This window comes from Nostoc cycadae WK-1, assembly GCF_002897135.1.
Classification (GTDB): Bacteria; Cyanobacteriota; Cyanobacteriia; order Cyanobacteriales; family Nostocaceae; genus Nostoc_B.
This window is the reverse complement of record NZ_DF978424.1, coordinates 104,304-122,812: the sequence shown is the minus strand read 5'-3', so window position 1 is coordinate 122,812 and position 18,509 is coordinate 104,304. Positions and strand designations below refer to the sequence as shown.

At 40.7% G+C, this 18,509-nt stretch carries 14 protein-coding genes; 5 read left to right on the top strand and 9 right to left on the bottom strand.

The genetic code is table 11. The features are described from left to right. Positions 1-7: 7 nt before the first annotated feature. The gene (locus NCWK1_RS06930) at positions 8-2,392 is read right to left on the bottom strand and encodes a VIT domain-containing protein (RefSeq protein ID WP_096576087.1); all 2,385 of its coding nucleotides are present in this window, start codon (positions 2,390-2,392) and stop codon (positions 8-10) included. 170 nt (positions 2,393-2,562) lie between these two features. Here NCWK1_RS06930 and NCWK1_RS06925 point away from each other — a divergent pair, with 170 nt between their 5' ends. Further along, positions 2,563-3,156, top strand: a complete 594-nt coding sequence (locus NCWK1_RS06925) for a PDDEXK family nuclease (RefSeq protein WP_103124205.1) — start codon at positions 2,563-2,565, stop codon at positions 3,154-3,156. 18 nt (positions 3,157-3,174) lie between these two features. On the opposite strand, the gene NCWK1_RS06920 is transcribed toward NCWK1_RS06925, so the two are convergent. Next, positions 3,175-4,161 (bottom strand): DNA-methyltransferase, encoded by a 987-nt coding sequence (locus NCWK1_RS06920; RefSeq protein ID WP_096576091.1) that lies wholly within the window; start codon positions 4,159-4,161, stop codon positions 3,175-3,177. Positions 4,162-4,227: 66 nt separating this feature from the next. Next, positions 4,228-4,452: a helix-turn-helix domain-containing protein gene (locus NCWK1_RS06915; protein ID WP_245894850.1), complete on the bottom strand. Its 225-nt coding sequence runs from the start codon at positions 4,450-4,452 to the stop codon at positions 4,228-4,230. Between the two features lie 135 nt (positions 4,453-4,587). Here NCWK1_RS06915 and NCWK1_RS06910 point away from each other — a divergent pair, with 135 nt between their 5' ends. Then, positions 4,588-6,066, top strand: coding sequence for an NB-ARC domain-containing protein (locus tag NCWK1_RS06910; RefSeq protein ID WP_103124204.1), 1,479 nt, complete (start codon positions 4,588-4,590; stop codon positions 6,064-6,066). Between the two features lie 8 nt (positions 6,067-6,074). Here the strand turns inward: NCWK1_RS06910 and NCWK1_RS06905 are convergent, their stop codons facing one another. Together NCWK1_RS06905 and NCWK1_RS06900 are read right to left on the bottom strand one after the other, a co-directional pair. After that, on the bottom strand, positions 6,075-6,659 hold the full coding sequence (locus tag NCWK1_RS06905) for a Uma2 family endonuclease (protein ID WP_103124355.1): 585 nt from the start codon (positions 6,657-6,659) through the stop codon (positions 6,075-6,077). Positions 6,660-6,829: 170 nt separating this feature from the next. Further along, positions 6,830-7,468, bottom strand: a complete 639-nt coding sequence (locus NCWK1_RS06900) for a peroxiredoxin (protein ID WP_096576096.1) — start codon at positions 7,466-7,468, stop codon at positions 6,830-6,832. Between the two features lie 291 nt (positions 7,469-7,759). Between NCWK1_RS06900 and NCWK1_RS06895 the strand changes: the two genes are divergently transcribed. From NCWK1_RS06895 to NCWK1_RS06885, 3 genes are read left to right on the top strand one after another with little or no spacing between them, the layout of a single operon-like run. Beyond that, the gene (locus NCWK1_RS06895) at positions 7,760-9,472 is read left to right on the top strand and encodes a VWA domain-containing protein (RefSeq protein WP_103124203.1); all 1,713 of its coding nucleotides are present in this window, start codon (positions 7,760-7,762) and stop codon (positions 9,470-9,472) included. 9 nt (positions 9,473-9,481) lie between these two features. Further along, the gene (locus tag NCWK1_RS06890) at positions 9,482-10,204 is read left to right on the top strand and encodes a hypothetical protein (RefSeq protein ID WP_187308076.1); all 723 of its coding nucleotides are present in this window, start codon (positions 9,482-9,484) and stop codon (positions 10,202-10,204) included. Positions 10,205-10,212: 8 nt separating this feature from the next. Beyond that, the gene (locus NCWK1_RS06885; RefSeq protein WP_096576103.1) at positions 10,213-11,346 is read left to right on the top strand and encodes a substrate-binding domain-containing protein; all 1,134 of its coding nucleotides are present in this window, start codon (positions 10,213-10,215) and stop codon (positions 11,344-11,346) included. 96 nt (positions 11,347-11,442) lie between these two features. Here the strand turns inward: NCWK1_RS06885 and hpsP are convergent, their stop codons facing one another. From hpsP to NCWK1_RS06865, 4 genes are all read right to left on the bottom strand, one after another. Further along, on the bottom strand, positions 11,443-12,615 hold the full coding sequence (gene hpsP, locus NCWK1_RS06880) for a hormogonium polysaccharide biosynthesis glycosyltransferase HpsP (protein WP_103124202.1): 1,173 nt from the start codon (positions 12,613-12,615) through the stop codon (positions 11,443-11,445). Positions 12,616-12,694: 79 nt separating this feature from the next. Beyond that, entirely contained in the window at positions 12,695-13,717 is a 1,023-nt protein-coding gene (gene hpsN / locus NCWK1_RS06875) for a hormogonium polysaccharide biosynthesis glycosyltransferase HpsN (protein WP_103124201.1), read from the bottom strand. An 86-nt stretch (positions 13,718-13,803) separates the two neighbouring features. After that, positions 13,804-15,465, bottom strand: coding sequence for a hormogonium polysaccharide biosynthesis protein HpsL (hpsL, locus tag NCWK1_RS06870; RefSeq protein WP_103124200.1), 1,662 nt, complete (start codon positions 15,463-15,465; stop codon positions 13,804-13,806). 195 nt (positions 15,466-15,660) lie between these two features. Further along, on the bottom strand, positions 15,661-18,270 hold the full coding sequence (locus tag NCWK1_RS06865) for a DUF3769 domain-containing protein (protein ID WP_103124199.1): 2,610 nt from the start codon (positions 18,268-18,270) through the stop codon (positions 15,661-15,663). Positions 18,271-18,509: the final 239 nt, after the last annotated feature.

Genomic DNA, 18,509 nt, shown 5'->3' with positions numbered 1-18,509 from the left:
TTTTGGATTATGCTTGTAAGCGCAGTGTTAGAGACACCGTAGCTGTGAGTATTTGAGGGGGTTGCCAAGAGACAAGCGATCGCCTGATAATATCAATTACCGCCTGTTCCTTAAAAGTAGAAGCCTGCTCATCTAACACTACTTGTCTCACTCGTCCCTTGTTTATCTGCCACTCAAACACTAGATCGCCACTGAAACCCGTCTGTAATGGGATAGATTCTAAATACTGAGTCAGCAGTGTAATCATCTGCTCGTTCAATCCTGTCACACTCACTACTTCTAGATGCTCAACAGGCGCAATATCCCCTAAAAAAGTTTCTTCATCCTCAAGACTTTCATCAGCAAAACGGTACCTTTCTTCATAACGTGACATTTTTGGCGGTGGTACAGGAGAAGACATCACCACTTCCGGTGCGCCTGGAGATGCTTGGACTCGCTTACGTTGCAAAAACTCAGGCGTAGGAGACACCATACTTGCCATAATGGGAGCAGCACCGCTAACAGCACTACCAAAAATACCTTGATAGCTGATACCTTCAGCCATTTCTACAGGTACTTGCACCGAAACTGAACCCTGACGCGAATCAACTCGCACATCATCACTCACTGCCACAAAAGCTGTATATTGCGACAACAGTTGATAAGTCAAAGCCGTCTCTGTCACTGCTTCCACACCTAACTTAGTTTCACCACTCACTATAAGATTCATTAATTCCTTAATGCGGGAACGTCCCCAAAGTTGAGCAATGGCGAGGTTTCCAGTTTCCTCAAAGTCCAGGTTAATTGTATTTTGGTAGCGTGTAGCACCCGCAACAATTCCCGTAATATGAAGTTTTCCCCCACGCGCATCAGGTTTTTTACCAAATAAAACTAACGGCTGTTCCGCAAACAAATCTGGAGGCGTGGCAGGATAGATAATTGGCGCATCACCATCGCCTTCCCATTGCAAATTAATGTTAGCCAGAACTGGATTATTAATTTGACGGTAGAATTTATCGACTATCTCATCCGTTGGTTCATCGTGGCGAATTATCTGCGCTATTCCTCTTCCTAATTCTGCAATGCGGTTGAGTAGAAAACGATTTACCGAACTACCCGCACCAAAACTATACAGGCGGTTTCCTGGTTGCAGATGTTGTTTTACCTCTGCAAGAATTTGGTTTTCATTGCCGATATAACCATCCGTCAACAATACAATACTCCGCAACCGTCCGGGATCTGTAACTGGGAAATTCAATACAGTACGAATCCCCCGTGACATCTCCGTGCCGCCGTTAGCCGTCAATCGATTAATATAATTGATGGCTTTGGTGCGATTTTGAGAATTATTAGCCAGGGGAACAGGCGATAGTTGGCGAGTCGTATCAGAGAAATCAATAATACTAAAAGTGTCATCAGGGTTAAGTCCATTAATAAAGCGGCGCATCAACTCCTGACACTGCATCAATGGCGCACCCATTTGTGAACCAGAAGTATCAATGAGAAACACCACATCTTTAGGAACAACCTGATTCTGATGATATTGGAGTGCAGGAATTAAATATAGTGCAAAATGTCCACCCCGTTCATCAGCTTGGCTGAGTACCGTAGCTTGAGTGGATTCGCCAGCTACTTGATAGCGTAAAATCAAGTCTTTATTCGGAATTGTGTCCCCACCCGCCAATTTCACTAACACCCGCTTTTCTGCATAACTTATCTGAATTTGGTGAGAAGGCGACTGGACATTTTTAACCTCAACCCCCGCATCAATTTCTATAGTGACATGAATATCATGGGGCGATCGCGTACCCGATGGTAAGATAGGTGCATTCAACCGTGAACCATCGGGAACTATATCTGTATCTTGATTTTGCGTCATCGGTGCTGTAGCCGAACCGACACCGCCTGCATTTCCTTCAATTGGTATCCCTGGAATATAACGGGGAGCAAGCACCATCGGGAAAACAAACTCATAATTACCCGCCGTAAATTTCAAGCTTTCAGAGTAGCGAATAATCACATCAATTTGCTCACCTGGTTGAATGTTGGCGAGAGACTGAGTAAAAATGTTGTCCCGTTCTTGTTCCAACAGTCCGGCGGTGCGTCCTTGTTCCTTCGCTTGCTCGTAGATTTGCTGTGCTTCTTGGCGTTTTTTAATACTACCTTTAATAGTCTTGTCACCAATCCGAATCAGCATATCATCAACAGCCGCCTCATCCGGTAATGGGAAGATATAGACAGCTTCTAACGTAGTTGTAAAAGGATTTTCAAAACTTTGGGTAACTTCCACCCGTGAGATATTCCCCGCAATTTTAGCTTGCACCTCAGTGTGCTTCAGGGGGAAAGCAATTTGCTGTTGTTCAGGAGTTTGAACATATAAACCACCAGCTTGGCGTTCTAGAGTTTGAGTCATATAAGTTACCTCACGCTTTGATGTTATGTCTCTAGCGTAAGCGCGTTTACTCGGCAGATATGCTCAGTTTTGTGTTCAGTCGATGCTCAGTGCTTGGTTCATTGCCAAAAGACGATTTTTACCAGAATATATGCTGAATATCTTGTGTTTAGTTGCAGTGAAAATTAGTGATGAAGATTGTTCAAGAAGTTTCATTAATAAGTATAGGGAATTTTGAAGAATCAAACGATTGGGCGATAATTCGTGCTGAAATTCGTGATGCGATCGCTCTAATTGTCCACCCTCCTGGGACATCTAGTTTTACAATTCATCCAAAAAAGCACGGTAATGGTGTCAAGCCTATTAAAGAAGCCTGCATGATTGCATTAAGAGATAAATTCGAGTGGAGATTAGAAACTCCTATTACCTATGCTACGAAATCACCAGGAAAAGTTGATGCTACAAAAGTAATTGACAATTATTTGTTTGCGCTTGAGTGGGAAACTGGAAATATTTCTTCCAGCCATCGCGCAGTTAATAAAATGATTCTGGGATTAATACGTGGTGTTTTTTTAGGTGCTGCTTTAGTTCTTCCCAGTCGGAAATTTTACCCTTATTTAACTGATAGGATTGGTAATTACGAAGAGTTAGAACCATATTTTGATGTTTGGCGTTCTGTTCAACTCCAAGAAGGGTTTCTGGCAATTTTTGTCATTGAACATGATCAGCTAGATAGTAATGTCCCAACACTTACTAAAGGAACAGATGGACGTGCTTTAGTCTGAATTTTCTGACTTATATATTTATTGAGAATAGGGGATGGAAAGTTGTGAAGCATTGATTTTCTTTTGCTTTGATTTCTTATTTCCCCTTGCTGATTCCCATTGTTCGATAATTCCGTTAGCGAGATCAGTTAATCGTTCTACAGCCGGATCTGTATCTCCCAGTTCTGAACCTATCCAGTAACGCTGTAGCTTTTCTGCTGCATAAAATGTAGTCCCAGATCCACCAAAGGGATCGACTACAATTTGTCCCGGATTAGATGCCATTGCGATAATTCGCTCTAGCATAATTGGTGCAAGTTCATTAGGAACTCGTTTTTTATGTTGACGATGACGCACTGGTGGAATATCCGTCCACATCTCTTCTGCTAATGTCCATAAAATATCATGAGAGTTAGCATCAGAAGTATCTTCCCAAACATCTTCCGGCGCATCCCAAACATCCATTAAATTAATACCCTGTGGATTAAGTTTTTTGCGATGTCCACCATAGTCACGAATTTCTCCGCCGCAATGTCGGCAAACTTGAATGGGTGTATAAACTTTATTAAAAACTGCTGGTTCTCCTTTAGTGTAATAAAGCAATCCATAATGAGCCGGAGACATTTTTTTGCCTCTAGGAAAAGCTTTTGGCATTCTACAAGCAATCCAATGCCTAAAATTCATTCCTTGCTGATTCAAATATGCACCATATTCTATACACCATTTAGGAAGATTAAATACAAATAAACTGCCACCATTCTTCAAAACTCGAATACTCTGACTCAACCACTGTTTTGACCACATTAAATATTCATCATCTGCCATCTGATCACTCACGCCTTTACCATATTCTTTACCAAGGTTAAAAGGTGGATCAGCAAATATAATATCTACAGATTCATTAGGTAAGGCTGAGAGAAATTTTAGACAATCTCCTTGATAGAGAATTCCATATTCACTTTTGTATATTTCTTTTAATTCTTGTTTTTCTAAATCATCAGTAGCAATCAGTTGAACAGGTAGCATTACTGTATATTTGAGTTTTGCTGTATATAACTAGTATAAAAACTCTATTGACAATTGTCAATGGAATTATGGTGTATTTGTACTACGAGGTAGATAAGGTTTTCCCATTGGTTGATTTTGATATCGCTCGATTTCAACATTCTCTATGTAGTAATAACGTCCAAGTTTACAAGCTATAATTTGACCATTCTTAATTAAGTTGTGTACTCGTTGGCGTGTGACACCAAGTAATTTGGCAGTTTGAGCTACAGAGAGTAGTTCAGCACCATTTTTAGCAATAGAGTCTGTCATACGTTAGTCGAGAATAATGCTTAAAATTAACAGGTTGATCCAATCAATATTGCATTTTCAAGCGTAACTCAGTCTTACTAGTGAGGAAAGCTAAAACCCTTTGACTTTGAAATCATCTGCTCAGTTAACAGATATATGTCAAACTCGCTCAAAGCATCAACAACTGGACTGGTAATTGTAGACAAGGCGCGAAAACGTCTTGGTTGGACAAAAACTAGTACGGCGCGTTGGTGGCAAGATGCTCACACGTCTAGAGCTACTTTACGGCGATTTTGGCAAGGCGATCGCATTCAACAAGAAATTTTCATTGCTATCTGTCAGGCTGTTGGCATTAACGATTGGCAAAGTATCGCAGAAATCCCTAACGCAGACTTCGAGGAAGTCTCTGCACAATACCTCGACTGGGATGAAGCACCTGATGTTGAAAGCTTTTATGGACGCAATCAAGAATTAGCTCAGTTAGAAGAATGGATCGTAGGCGATCGCTGTAAACTAATCATCATCACAGGGATGGCTGGCATTGGCAAAACGGCTCTGGCACTGGCTTTGGCTGATTGTCTTCAGTTAAAATTTGATGGTTTAATTTGGAAAATCCTTCATTCTACACCATCCCTAGTTTCCCTGTTAGATGGACTTCTCCACACCTTTAAGCAAACCCCGGTTGATGATATTTCCTCAAATACAGCAAAGCTCATTTACCATCTGCAACAGCGTCGATATTTGTTGATTTTGGATGGGTTGGATGATTCAGAGAAACACTATCATCAGTTTATCCAGCAATTAAGCCGCGCTCATCATCAAGGCTGCATTATTCTCACTAGTCGAGAACAACCAAATATTATTGAGTCGAATACTAAAACAGTTCGCAGTCTCACGTTAAAAGGATTGCCAAAAGCTGATGCTGTAGAACTATTGCAAGCCAGAGGATTCACAGGTAAAGAAATTGGATTATTACCCTTGATTCAACTTTATCGCGGCAATCCTTTAGCACTCAAGCTTGTTACGCCTTTGATTCAGTCAGTGTTTGGTGGGAATATTGCGGCTTTTCTCAGTCAAAATACGATAGTAATTGGCGATCGCTTGCGTGCTATCCTCAAACAACAATTCGAGCAACTTGCCGAATTAGAGCAAGACATTCTCTATTGGTTAGCAATTTGGCAACAACCAGTCTCATTTGGTCGATTGCAAACTCATTTACTTATTTCTCTTGATCCTGCCACAGTATTAGATGCAATTGTCAGTTTGGAAAGGCGATCGCTTTTGGAAAAATGGATCTGTAGTGGTGAACCTGCTTTTACCTTACAACCACTGGTGATGAAAATAGTCACCGATGAATTAGTAGAACGTGCGACTCAAGAGATAATTCAGGTGATGCAGAGTCAAGATATCTCTGATTTTAAAATTTTGCGAACCCATTGGTTATTACGTCCGGGTAGTGATGAAATTGTCGGCGATCGCATTTTACATCAACTACAAGAAAAACTTTGGCAGATTTATGGGGCAAATCTCGTACAGAATCTTCAACAAATTCTATTACTTTTAAATGATAAATCCCCTTTAACAATTGGTTATATTGCTTGTAATATCACAACAATTATTAACCGATTAGAATAATAATATCGCTACCAAATTTTAGACATATTCAACGAAAATCCAGGTAAAACTGGATCTGCACTAACTGTCTCAGGACTTTCTAAACATTCTTCTGATTGACCAGGACGATAGATATAAACTTGGCAGTGTTTGCGGTCAATTAACCAACCTAACTGTACCCCTGGCTCTTGCATATATTCCCCCATTTTATCTTTGAGGGGTTGGATGTTATCGCTAGGCGATCGCAATTCAATGACAAAATCGGGACAAATAGGTGCAAACCTTTGTTGTTGTTCTGGTGAGAGAGTATTCCACCGTTCCAATTTCATCCAAGAAGCATCAGGAGAGCGTTTTGCACCTGTGGATAATGTAAAGCCCGTACTGGAGTCAAAACAAATACCTGTGCCATCTTTTTCTGACCAAACTCCTAGCTGTAAAGCTACATTAAAGTTACGATTGCCTGTTTCTGTACCCGTCGGGGGCATAATTGATATTTCTCCAAATTGATTACATTCAATGCGTAGATCACGATTCACTTGACAGAAATCAAAGAATTGTTCGTCTGTCATTTGCATTGATGGCGGCATTTGGATCACAAAAGAAGATGACAGCATCATAGTTCAACATCTGACTTTATTTTCCATTTTTACGTAAATACAAAAAAACGCAAAGATAAAGCTTTGCGTCTTGTAAACGAATTGACTTAAAAATTTATCTACTCAATATTGAGTAGTTATTCTCACTCAGTTTAGGCTAAACGCCCCGCTATCGCTAACAGCACTCATTACTTGTTAGGTTGAGGAGTTAACCGCAAATAGGGTTTGACGACTTCGTAACCTTTGGGGAATTTTTCTTTTAAGACTTCGGGGTCTTTGAGGGAAGGAACGATGACAACCTTATCGCCATCTTTCCAGTCGGCTGGGGTAGCCACACTATAGTTATCGGTTAGTTGCAGTGAATCAATTACGCGCAAAATTTCGTCAAAGTTGCGTCCGGTGCTGGGGGGGTATGTAAAAGAAAGGCGCAGTTTCTTATTGGGGTCAATAACGAAGACAGAACGCACTGTGACTGCGGCGTTGGCGTTAGGGTGGATCATGTCATAAAGGTCAGAAACTTTACGATCCGCGTCTGCCAAAATGGGATAGTTGAGAGTGGTGCTTTGAGTTTCTTCGATGTCGCCTACCCAACCGTTGTGAGATTCTACATCATCAACGCTGAGTGCGATCGCTTTGACGTTGCGCTTGTCAAATTCAGGTTTTAGTTTCGCAACTGTACCGAGTTCAGTAGTACAAACAGGTGTAAAGTCAGCAGGGTGAGAAAACAGCACTACCCAGCTGTCACCTGCCCATTCGTAAAAATTTATGTCGCCATGTGTAGAGGCTTGTGTAAAGTTGGGTACTGTATCACCAAGATGGAGAGTCATGAGAGATTCCCTGTAGATAAAGAGGCAGATGTAGTCTACTTTGCCATCATCCCATAAAACATCGGTTTCCCTATCGACTTGTAGCTGTTTTTTACAAAATTTTAATTTCTCAGCGTAGAGACAGGGATAGGCGCAGTGTAACTAGATGAGGCTTGATTATTATACAGATATAATGTTTGTCTTTTGCACTCAATAAAGTTAACTGAAAATTAACTTTTCTATCACACAATAGAATCGGAACATAACTTATTGCAGAGATTATTAAATCACTAATCGTTCTCGGAGAAGTGCATGATTTTTCAAAGGTCTCGGTTTCTGACGCAGCTTGTAGTAATCTCTGCTTTAGTGTTCGTGACAGGGTGTAACACTAACTCGACTTCTGACGATAATTTTACAGGGTTAAAAGTCAAACTATTGGTTGGTAGCGCTTTGGGAGACTTCTGTAATCAAGCGGCGAAAAACTTTAATGCTACACAACCAAAGCTAGGTAATGGTACAGCTTTTCAGGTGAAATGCGAAGCACTAGGTAGTGGCGATGTTGTGACTGAGGTAGTTGGTCTAGCAGATCAATTACAAAAAGGGACAGTACAAGCGGATGCAGCAGATTTTCCCACAATTATTTCTCTGGATGGAGATATATATCAAAGCCAGTTAATTTACCGGATGAACCAAATTTCGCCGGGGAAAAATTACATTCCAGACATTATAGAATCACCACTCATCGCTAACACGCCAATGGTATTTATGGCGCAAGCTGATGTCGCGGCTGGATTACGAAAAGTAGCTGACCCTTACAAGGTGTTGGTGACAGCAAAAACTCACCGCGATATTGACCCAGCCTCACCACCGTTAACAGTTCATTATGTACATTCTGCGCCGACGCGTTCTAATTCTGGATTACAAACCCTGGTAGCACAATACGTCAGTGTATCGGGTAAACGTCCTGAAGAAGTAACTGTGGCGGATGTGCAGAAATTTCAACCCCAAATTCAGCAAATCCAAAGCAAAATTACTCGTTACGGTGTTTCGACTAATTCTCTCGCCCAATCAATGGTAAAGAATGGCCCCTTTTGGGCTTCGGTTGGTTCAGTATATGAATCGAGTGTAATTGTAGCTAATTCAGGACTACCACAGGGACAGCAGCGTTATCAAGCAGTTTATCCCAAAGCCACCTTTACTTCTAATATGCGAGCGATTATACCGAATGCACCTTGGGTTAGTGCGGATGAAAAGGCAGCAGCGGAAAAATTTATTACTTATTGGCGATCGCCAGAAACTCAAAAAATTGCCACCGATTTGGGTTTACGTCCCGGAACGCCAGGAGTCGCTTTAGGTACTAAGTTTACTCCCGAATTCGGTGTAGAAGCCCAAGCTAAGTATGATTCCTTGCGTCCACCAAAGCCGGAAGTTGTAGACGCAATGCTGAAATCATGGCAGGAATCAGCAAAAAAACCGTCGTTGGTGGTGGTTGTTGTTGATTCTTCGGGGTCAATGTCAGGAGATAAATTACCTGCTGTACAAAATACTTTACAAAATTACATTAAGAACTTGGGGCCAAAAGAGCAAATTGCTTTGATTGATTTTGACTCAGTGATTCGTCTGCCTGTATTAGTGGATGGAACACCCCAAGGACGCGATCGCGGTTGGCAATTTATTAATGGTCTTCAAGCTGATGGCGGGACAAAATTATACGATGCTGCCTTAGAAGCTAGAAATTGGCTACAAAAAAATCTGCGTAAAGATGCAATTAACGCTGTGTTGATATTAACTGATGGTGAGGATGCAGGTTCAAAAATTAAGTTGAATGAGTTAGAGCAAGAGTTACAAAAAAGTGGTTTTGCTACTGACCAAAGAATTGGATTTTTTACTATTGGCTATGGTAAAGAAGGTGAATTTAAAGCTGATGTTTTGAAAGAAATCGCTGAGTTGAATGGGGGGTATTATTCTCAAGGAAATCCTGAGACAATTTTGCAGTTAATGTCAAATTTACAGGTAGAGTTTTAAACTTAAATTATGAAATTAGTAAATCCTCTATATTATCCTTTAGCCGTATTAGCTGGAGGAATTTCTCTATTCTTCGGGGTACGTTTACTGCAATTGCCCAGCTTATTTATGTTACCAGTCGCTTCTGGTATTACTATAATTGGCGCAAGTTTGATAAAATCTCGTGAACCAAGCACTTTTGAATTAGCGAATCCTGAATTAGAAAGAGAAGTAAATGCTGTCAAGCTGGCTGCTTTAGGATTAGTCAATCAATCAGAAAACTTGCGTTCAGAAGCCAAAAAACTATTAACTGATTCATTCCAAATAGAAATTTTAACAGCCGTAGAGATAAATTGCGATCGCACTGCTACATTACCAAATAAAATAGACACCCTAGCTGGGAACTTATACGGCAACACCTCAATACTTTCGGTTAGTTCTCTACAACAGCAATTAGTTGAAGTACAACAAAAACTTAGCGCGAGTTCTGGTGTAGCAAAGGAACATCTTAGTCAATTGGCAGCAAGCCTTAAACGCAATCTCAAATTAGCCCAAGATGGTGAAGATACGCGGTTAGCCAGAATTATTAATATTTCGACTTTAATTCAAGATTGTACAGGAATATTGCAACAATTACAAACTAAATTGCGTAGCTCTGATTTAAGTGATTCTCAACAAATTAACGAAATGCAATCACTTAGTGATGAACTGACTAGCTTATTAGAAAATCTCGATTTATTAGTTCGTAAATAAACAAAATTATGCCACCAGGATTAAAAAATGCTTCTAAAGCAAAACCAAAATATTCAAAAGTGATTACTTCCGTTGCAATTATTATTGCAGCTTTGGGTTTAACTTATATTCCTCTTCCTGGTTCACAGACAACTGTAGTTATTGTTAGTGGTACAGAACTACAAGAACCTCTGCAAGAATTAGAAGTAAAATTTGAGCAGGAACATCCTAGTATTAGATTAGAATTAAAATTTCAAGGTTCTCAAGAACTAGTTAATAATTATCTTGACCAGAAAAATGATTTTAAACCGACCATCTTAATTCCTGCTAACGCAGAAATTTTAACAGAATTAGGCGATCGCCTCCGTGCTACAAATAAAACTGAACCTTTTTACGATTCTCCTCGACCACTGGCAAAAACTCTCCTAGTAGGTATTGCGTGGCCAGAACGTGGTAAAGTTCTCTTCCCTACTGGACGCTTTCAATGGTCAAGACTGGAACAAGCTATGCAAGCAGGTAACTGGGGAAAAGTAGGCGGTGTGAGTAATTGGGGTAGCTTTGATTTTGTCACCACAGACCCCACCCGATCTAATAGTGGTCAGTTGACTTTGAACTTGTGGACGCAATCAAAATTAGGCGGAACTATTAATGTCAATAGTTTCAACGATTCATCTATACAAACGCTATTTAGTTTAATTAAAAAATCAGTTTATCAACCACCTCGTTCAACAGATACTCTCCTGCAAGAATTTATTGTCCGAGGCCCTAACGATGCCGATGTTGCGACTGTATATGAAAGTATAGTCCTGCATCGTTGGCAACAATCAGCCGCTACTAAAGGCAAACCTTACCAAATTTATTATTTAGACCCGTCAATTGAAACTACCGCCACAGCAGCAATTGTCCGGCGAGACGTAGATGCAGGTACAGCAAAAGCCGCAAAGCAGTTTTTAGACTTTCTCACCCAACCAGAACAACAAGCAGTATTTGTTCAATACGGTTTTCGTCCAGTGAATAATAATGTTGATTTAAAAACTGTACCGAATAGCCCGTGGAGTCAAAATATTCCCGGTGCAGAAGTTAAGCCGAGTGTGAAAATTCTGCCACCACCAGATATTCAAACAATTACAGAAATTCAACGTCAGTGGGAAAGAGCGAATTAAGTAGAAGGCAGGAGGCAGGGGGCAGGAGGTAGTATAATACGAAAAATTCTACCTCTTCTACTCTGTGTCCTTTGCGTTCTTGGCGGTTCGTTAAATTCATTTCTTGAGTATCTGCTGATAAGCTTGAATCATTTGGCGAGCGATCGCATCCCAACTAAAATGTTCTAAAGCATATTTTTGAGCATTCATTCCCCGACGTTGGCATTCTGCTGGATTTTGCAAAGCTTGTTGCAACAGTTCAAACAAAGCTGAAACATCAGTTTGACCAACCCATCCCGAATCACTATCACTTACTTGCTGCCAAATATGCACTTGGTCAGAAATAACTACAGGTATACCTGCAACCATTGCCTCTGCTACAGCAATACCAAAATTTTCGTAATAAGAAGGTAAAACAAATAAATCAGCAGCTTGCAGTAAACAAGCTTTCAGTTCACCACTCACAAAGCCTGTAATGGTAGTATGCGATCGCAATGATGAATTTTCGATTTGAGAATTGATTTTTTGTTCATAGTCTGGGTCTTGAGGATTTGTCCCAGCTAAAACAAAATGAAACTTGCAATCATTTGCCAATAGCTTTTCTAAAGCCGGAATCAACAAATTCAAGCCTTTTTTCGGGTCAATACGCGACATAAACAAAACTAAAGGCACATTTTCAGGTATATCTAACTGACTGCGTACTGCACTTGATTGAATTTTTTGAGTAGGTTTCACACCCAAAGGAATTACTAAATCTTTTGTGTTTACCCCAAATCTTGCTGATATTTTAGCTTCTTGTTCACTAGTAAAATGAATTGCTGCTGCATCTGCTAAATTGCGGCGTTCGATAAGTTCCACATACAGCTTCTTTAATTGTTTTTTCTTTTGTAAATCAGCCGGATCAAGAGTTCCTAAAGGACGCAAAATATAAGGTAATTTTTTTTGGCGACATACCATCGCCGCTGCACTACTAATAGGCGAAAACAAAGCATGAATATGTGCTAAATCAAATTCGTTAGCATGACTTTTTAGCCATTTGAGTAAATCCAGCGAAAATTTATAACGACGAAATGGCGCACAGCGAAAGTAAATTATTTCATAACCATCTTGTTGAATTGGGCGATTTAAAGGTACATCCAAAGGTTTTTGACCAGCATCACCATTACTATCAGTTGTCAAAATAGTAACTTTTATACCCTCTTTTGCTAAAGCCGGAGCTAACCCTAATACCATTTGACTAGGGCCACCATAAATTAAAGAAATAGATGGAACAATTTGTAGTATACGCATTTTAATTTAATATTATCGATAAGCCCAGATACCCGACTTCTTTAAGAAGTCGAGTATCTAAAAACTGCAACAGCAATTTTCAATTAGCAGACATAGAAGGTTGTTTATTAACCACTAACATTTGGGGTTGTTGATCCAACTTAGTATAAATCTGCCCATCATTCCAGATAGATTGAATTACACTAGATAACGCATTGATAAAGCCTAAAATGTAGAACACAGCACGAGAAAAAACAGCACCAAAAGAGCCACTCTTATTACAAGGTGGATGTCCCAAAACCTGACAATCAAATAAACGAGCGTATAGTTGTAAAGCTTCAGAAAAAGTCAGGTTCTTCAACGCCATCAAGAAATTATTGTGATAGAAAGTGAGTTGATATTTGAGCGATCGCGTACTAATATCATGACAACCACCCGTCTCCTCACCTAAATGCACCAAATGTGCTTCCGGGTCATACCAAATCTTATATCCTGTCTGCCTAATTCGCAAACAAAAATCTGATTCTTCGCGTACTGCACTTCCGCGAAATCTCTCATCAAATCTTAGTCCGTACTTACTAAAAATCTCGCGACGGAATGACATATTACAACCTCTAGCTGTTAATACTTGCTGAGGTTTAACTGTATGTACTAAATCAATATAATACCAAGCGATACCTGGGTTCATAGCTTGGGGAGGGAGATATTCAATCTGTAATTTTCCTCCAGATTCGCCCAACTTCATTCGGTCAAATACTCGCCCAGCAACAGCCCCAATTTCTGGATTTTGCAAATAATTTTTCGCATGAGCCATTAAAAACCCAGGTGTTAACTTCACATCATCATCAATAAATAAAATTATTTCTCCAGATGAACGCCGCACACCATAATTCCGCGCCCCAGGTAAACTAGCCCAATTCAGACGAAACCATTGAATTTTACCTAGTGCAGCTACTTCTTCTAAATAAGCTTGAACTTCTGGTTCGTGTTTTGGCGATTGATCTACTACCAAAACTTCAAAGTGGGGATAATCTTGAATTAGAACATCTGCAATACTATCCCTTAAAGCTTCCTCTCGTCCGTAGGTTGGTATAATTACGGAAATTAAAGGCAAATCATTCATGTAATTTTCTGCTCAACTAAATTGGTTGTTTTGGTAGTAGAATGACCTGTGATGATATCTGTCACTGCCAAGATAAATATAATCAATTAAAACTTGATTTGTAAGCGTTTTTTCTTGTTGGCTTTTTCAGGATCGGCATCTTCTTTTTCTTGTTTATCCAGTGCTGGTAATTTGAAGAGTACTCCCGCAAAAAACCAATAATATACAGCGACCGGATCAACATCTAGAGGATAGTAGTAGGTGTTGTAACTAATAAACAATATAAACACCCACATAGATGCTCCGTAACTGCGGAAATTACGGTTTTTTATCGAACGATAAGTCTTGAACCCTGTAAATGTCAGGACATTAACTAAAGCGAAAAAACCCAACACACCAAAAATTCCCACCTCATATAAGACTTTTGGATAGTATGTCTCTACTAACTTGGTTTCACCTAATGCACGCGCCGAGTTAGTCGCTCGACCTAAGCCACTGCCGATAGGAGTGTCTACGTTTTTCCAGTTTTCCTCAAATTGCTGGATGATAAAGTCTTGTGGCGGTGAAGCATTCCAACGAACCAAAAAGCTATCTAGTCGTTCTTGAACAACTACAGGGTTAGTCACAACTGCAATTCCCAAAATCATCACTAGCCCCACCCCAATAGGGATAAACCGTTTGAGGTTAGCAATTTGACCAGTGAGTAATAGCAGCATCACAAAGCAAGTGGGTACTAAGGCTAAAGCAATTCTCTGTCCAGAAACTACTGCGTTGACAAAGATTAAAGCTAAAGAACCTAAACTTGTTAGCCGCCACAAAACCGATGGGTCAGAAAAACCTGTAGCAAAGGCAAAAAAGGTGCTAGAAATTAAAAACCATGCCCATTGCCAAGGTGCTACAAATGTTCCTGGGAGGCGAATAATTCCTTGACTGGGACTGTAGACTAAAGCTCCGCCAAAATAACATCGGGCTTCAAGTGTGGCTTTAAATAAAGCCGCACCTTCTAAATTTCGGGTACCTTCGCAAACCCCAACTACTAATAGCAGGTATTGGAGAAATCCTAGCCCGCAGCAAATCAAGATGAGAACAATTTGTAAGCGAGTTAATAGTAGAAAATCTTTTTTGTCACGAATTAGATAGTAAGCACAAGTAATTAAAGGCACATAACCTAAAAATACTTTTAATCCTAGAATTCCTAAGCCTATAGGTATTTCTTTAACTGGTGTTTGTAATAGCCCTACAGGCGGTGGGTTAAGTTGTTGTCCGCCATTAATAAATACCAAAGTTAATAAACTTGAAGCTAATACAAAATACAGAGGAATTTTAATTTGTTGGGGGACAATGAAGGGTAGCTTCTGTTTGCGACAAATCTGCCACAGTGCGATCGCTACTGGGACATAAAATGAATCTTTTGCTAATTGCAAAATTGGACTATTGCCAATGTAATAAGTAATTGTTCCTCCAAAGGGAACATAAATCATAAAGCCAATTAACGCTTGACGGGGATATTTATAAGAAAAAGACATTACTAGAATCCCCAAGACAGCCGGTAATGCTGCTTTAATTCCGGCGAATAAAAATAACAAAAAACCTAAAAATAGCCCTGTAGATAAGGATTTACTCAGCAAATCCATGAATTCTTTGCGGGCTTTAGTTGCTTGACGTTTTTGGGCTAACCTTTCTTGGAGGCTAAGAGTAGGTGCTTCCTTTTTTGCAGGCGGCTTTTTTGAGTTTTTTGATTTCTGGAATTTTGATTTTACTTTTGCCATAGCAGCGCTTTAGCCTATTAGCCTTTGTATAAAAAGTGCTGATTGCTGAGTCAGAAATACTACTTTCTAGCCTCTAGTTTCCTAGCGCTTTTTCTTGTTTTATAACGGCTACTCACTTTATCCTCAAAGCTAAAACCTGATAATAACATACATAAAGCTGGTGTCTAATGAGACTAAAAAACTTACTCAAGTGGATTATTCTTGTCGCACCCCACCAACCACTGGTCTAACTTGATTCGTAGAAAATGGGTCTGTACCACCAGTCCAATTAAAGTCACTAATGCGAATGCTGAAGCCGCCTAATTCTAAAACAGGATTGTAGCGTAGGGTAATGCCATAGGTGCGACGACTATACTCTAAAATATAGTCGGTACTGGTTTCTCTGCCTGTATCCAAGTTAACTGATGTTTGAAAACCGATCCGAAATGGCCCATAAATTTGTTGCACAATTCCGGCACTGAGAACTCTCACATCTACGGAACGGTCAAAGAAAAAAGGCGACAATCCGCTGTTGAAACCTTGGGCGTAACTAATATTAAAGGCTGTGTAATCGAAAAAGGGACGAGAAAAATGGCCAATTTGTCCTAATAATCCAACTGTACCAATTAAAGTGGTTTGGTCATCACCACTGGTGTAATAACTAGTAGTACCTCTAAGATTAGCCACCGCCTGTAAGTAGGGCACCACAGGATTACCTGTATAGCGCAATCCTTCGGTAGCTGTTGCTGGTAATGCTTTTCCTTGCCAGAGGTACACACCTGTGCTAAGAGCAGCACTGGCTTGCAGACGACCTAAAGAAATTCGCTCAATGCTTTGAGTCGAGTTGGATTCAAACAAGTCTTGGCGATCGCTATTGGCGTTGATATATTGTGCGCTTGCTTGATAGTCGAGGTTAATACCGCTTTTACCCAAAGGAATAAGAGGAGAGAGGACAATCGCGCCCAAACTACTCTGGACAGTTTGAAAGCCCAGAGAACCGTTATATAAGCGATCGCGATAGGTATATTCCAAATTTAAAAGATGGGGATTGCGATCGCCCAATTGCTGTTGCAGTCGCACATTTGCCCGGAGATTTGAGTCTAATTGGCTCAAGTCAAAACTGGTTAATTCCCCAGAACCGCGCAATGTGGTTTTTGGGCTTAAAGCAGCATTCACTCTGCTTCTAACACCAAACAAAGACGCTGGATCGCTAAAACCACCCTGTGCTGCTTTCTGCACAAACAACTGGGGTGTGATGATCCAACGTGCTGTTTCTGTATTTATCGGTGTAAAACTTCGTTCCACATATAAACCACCACGGTCATCGCCATCATAACCAGGAGACACAATTGCGGGTGTGACTTCTTGTTCCCGGCGGTCAATGGTTTGGTTATCTATGGGTATGGGTAAGCTAAGACCTTGATCAAATACCAAACGTTGACGTTCGGTTTTAATCCGGTCAATTAAGGGCGCTTGGCGTGTCAGGGTAACTTTACTCGCCCGTAATTCTAGTTCGGGCGGCGAAAATGGGTCATTTGTGAGGCGTACATCCCTAGCTTGCCAACCTCGCGGATAAAAATCAATGTGTCTGGCTTCAAACCGGACTCGTTTAACTTGTCCACCTTGTGGCGGTGTTGGTAAGTTACTGGCGCTACGACCACCGACAACCACATTAACTTGTCCCGGACTTTTGACATTGGTGAGTGGCTGATTAGCACGAATGCGATCGCTTGGTGGTCTGAGTTGTAAACTACCAGGGGTGTTCTCAGCAGGTAAAAAGCCTAAATCTGTAGAAGATGTGGGGATATAAATTTCACCGCTACCATTTTCTAATTCCCCACTGTCTTGCAAAAAATTATAAGTAAAGCGTTGCCCACGCAACAACTGATCACCCCTAGTCAGGGCAACATTACCTTCACCAACAGCAATTAAATTTGCTAAATTCACCTGTAGGCGATCGGCATCCACTACAGCCCCGTCAAATCGCACTACTACATTACCTTCAGCCGTAACAATTCGCCGTTGCTCATCATACTCTTGCCGATCTGAGATAACTTCGACAATTCTCTCCCGCACTACTGGTGTGGTTGTGGGAGATGCTGGCTGGGGTGTTGGAGAACTAGGTGCTGCTTGAGTTGGTTGGTTGGGTGATTTGAATTCTATGTTTGTTGGGGTAGTCGATTCGTTGCTGAGGTTACGAGATTTAAACTCAATAATATTTTGGACTGGCTGAGTACTCGGTACATCATCGCTAAATTTACCAGAGAGATTGATAGTTTCTGGTTTTTGTGGTGGCGCAATAGTTGGCGTTGGGGATGCTGGTGGAGTGACTTTTTCCGCAACAACTTGTTCTGGTGATGGGAATTGCTGAACAGATGTTGGCTGGACAATTTTTTCAGGGACAACTTTTTTTGGTGAGGGGAATTGCTGAATATTTGAGCCAGTTTGAGGTGGATTATCACCACTGACATTCACTGTCTGAATGCCATAGCCAATGCCTAAAGGTTGTCCTAAAGTTGCAGCATTTCTCGATGGAGAAAACGGCGAAAGTGCTGGGGGTAGAGTTTCTGGTGTATTGGGAGTGGGTATAGTTTTCGCAGTGCCTAAATTATCGGCAGCCGATGCGATCGGTACTAATGTCTGAGGCGGTACATTTTTACTATCCGCAATTTTGGTACTTTGGGGCTTTTCTGGAAGGTTTTGGGTATCACTAACTGGCTCTACAAACGCATGAACTTGGGTATTACTAACCGATGGCAGAGAATTTGTAGATTTTATAGGTTCAAGAACAGGAGGCGGTGCAGGCGGCAGAACTGGATGAAGCATATCTGGGCAAAATTAACCGAACAAATAGCCAACGAATAGCCGGAAAGATGAACTCACCTTTTGTCTTCCGACTTTTGCTTTCTGCCTACATGCAGCAAGCTGCTAAAAAGAGGAAATTGCATTGTCAAGGAGATTGCTTTGCCAAAATGCCCTGTGTCTGTGACAGAAGGCAGTTTCCTAATTGGGCTTTGCCATCAGCTAAACTCATCAAAAGCTAGTACAGGTTGGTGTAAATAAAC

Excerpts from the sequence above, each read along its gene's own strand:
- NCWK1_RS06930 (WP_096576087.1), bottom strand. The coding sequence starts at position 2,392 with ATGACTCAAACTCTAGAACGCCAAGCTGGTGGTTTATATGTTCAAACT.
- NCWK1_RS06925 (WP_103124205.1), top strand. The coding sequence starts at position 2,563 with ATGAAGATTGTTCAAGAAGTTTCATTAATAAGTATAGGGAATTTTGAA.
- NCWK1_RS06920 (WP_096576091.1), bottom strand. The coding sequence starts at position 4,161 with ATGCTACCTGTTCAACTGATTGCTACTGATGATTTAGAAAAACAAGAA.
- NCWK1_RS06915 (WP_245894850.1), bottom strand. The coding sequence starts at position 4,452 with ATGACAGACTCTATTGCTAAAAATGGTGCTGAACTACTCTCTGTAGCT.
- NCWK1_RS06910 (WP_103124204.1), top strand. The coding sequence starts at position 4,588 with ATGTCAAACTCGCTCAAAGCATCAACAACTGGACTGGTAATTGTAGAC.
- NCWK1_RS06905 (WP_103124355.1), bottom strand. The coding sequence starts at position 6,659 with ATGCTGTCATCTTCTTTTGTGATCCAAATGCCGCCATCAATGCAAATG.
- NCWK1_RS06900 (WP_096576096.1), bottom strand. The coding sequence starts at position 7,468 with ATGACTCTCCATCTTGGTGATACAGTACCCAACTTTACACAAGCCTCT.
- NCWK1_RS06895 (WP_103124203.1), top strand. The coding sequence starts at position 7,760 with ATGATTTTTCAAAGGTCTCGGTTTCTGACGCAGCTTGTAGTAATCTCT.
- NCWK1_RS06890 (WP_187308076.1), top strand. The coding sequence starts at position 9,482 with ATGAAATTAGTAAATCCTCTATATTATCCTTTAGCCGTATTAGCTGGA.
- NCWK1_RS06885 (WP_096576103.1), top strand. The coding sequence starts at position 10,213 with ATGCCACCAGGATTAAAAAATGCTTCTAAAGCAAAACCAAAATATTCA.
- hpsP (WP_103124202.1), bottom strand. The coding sequence starts at position 12,615 with ATGCGTATACTACAAATTGTTCCATCTATTTCTTTAATTTATGGTGGC.
- hpsN (WP_103124201.1), bottom strand. The coding sequence starts at position 13,717 with ATGAATGATTTGCCTTTAATTTCCGTAATTATACCAACCTACGGACGA.
- hpsL (WP_103124200.1), bottom strand. The coding sequence starts at position 15,465 with ATGGCAAAAGTAAAATCAAAATTCCAGAAATCAAAAAACTCAAAAAAG.
- NCWK1_RS06865 (WP_103124199.1), bottom strand. The coding sequence starts at position 18,270 with ATGCTTCATCCAGTTCTGCCGCCTGCACCGCCTCCTGTTCTTGAACCT.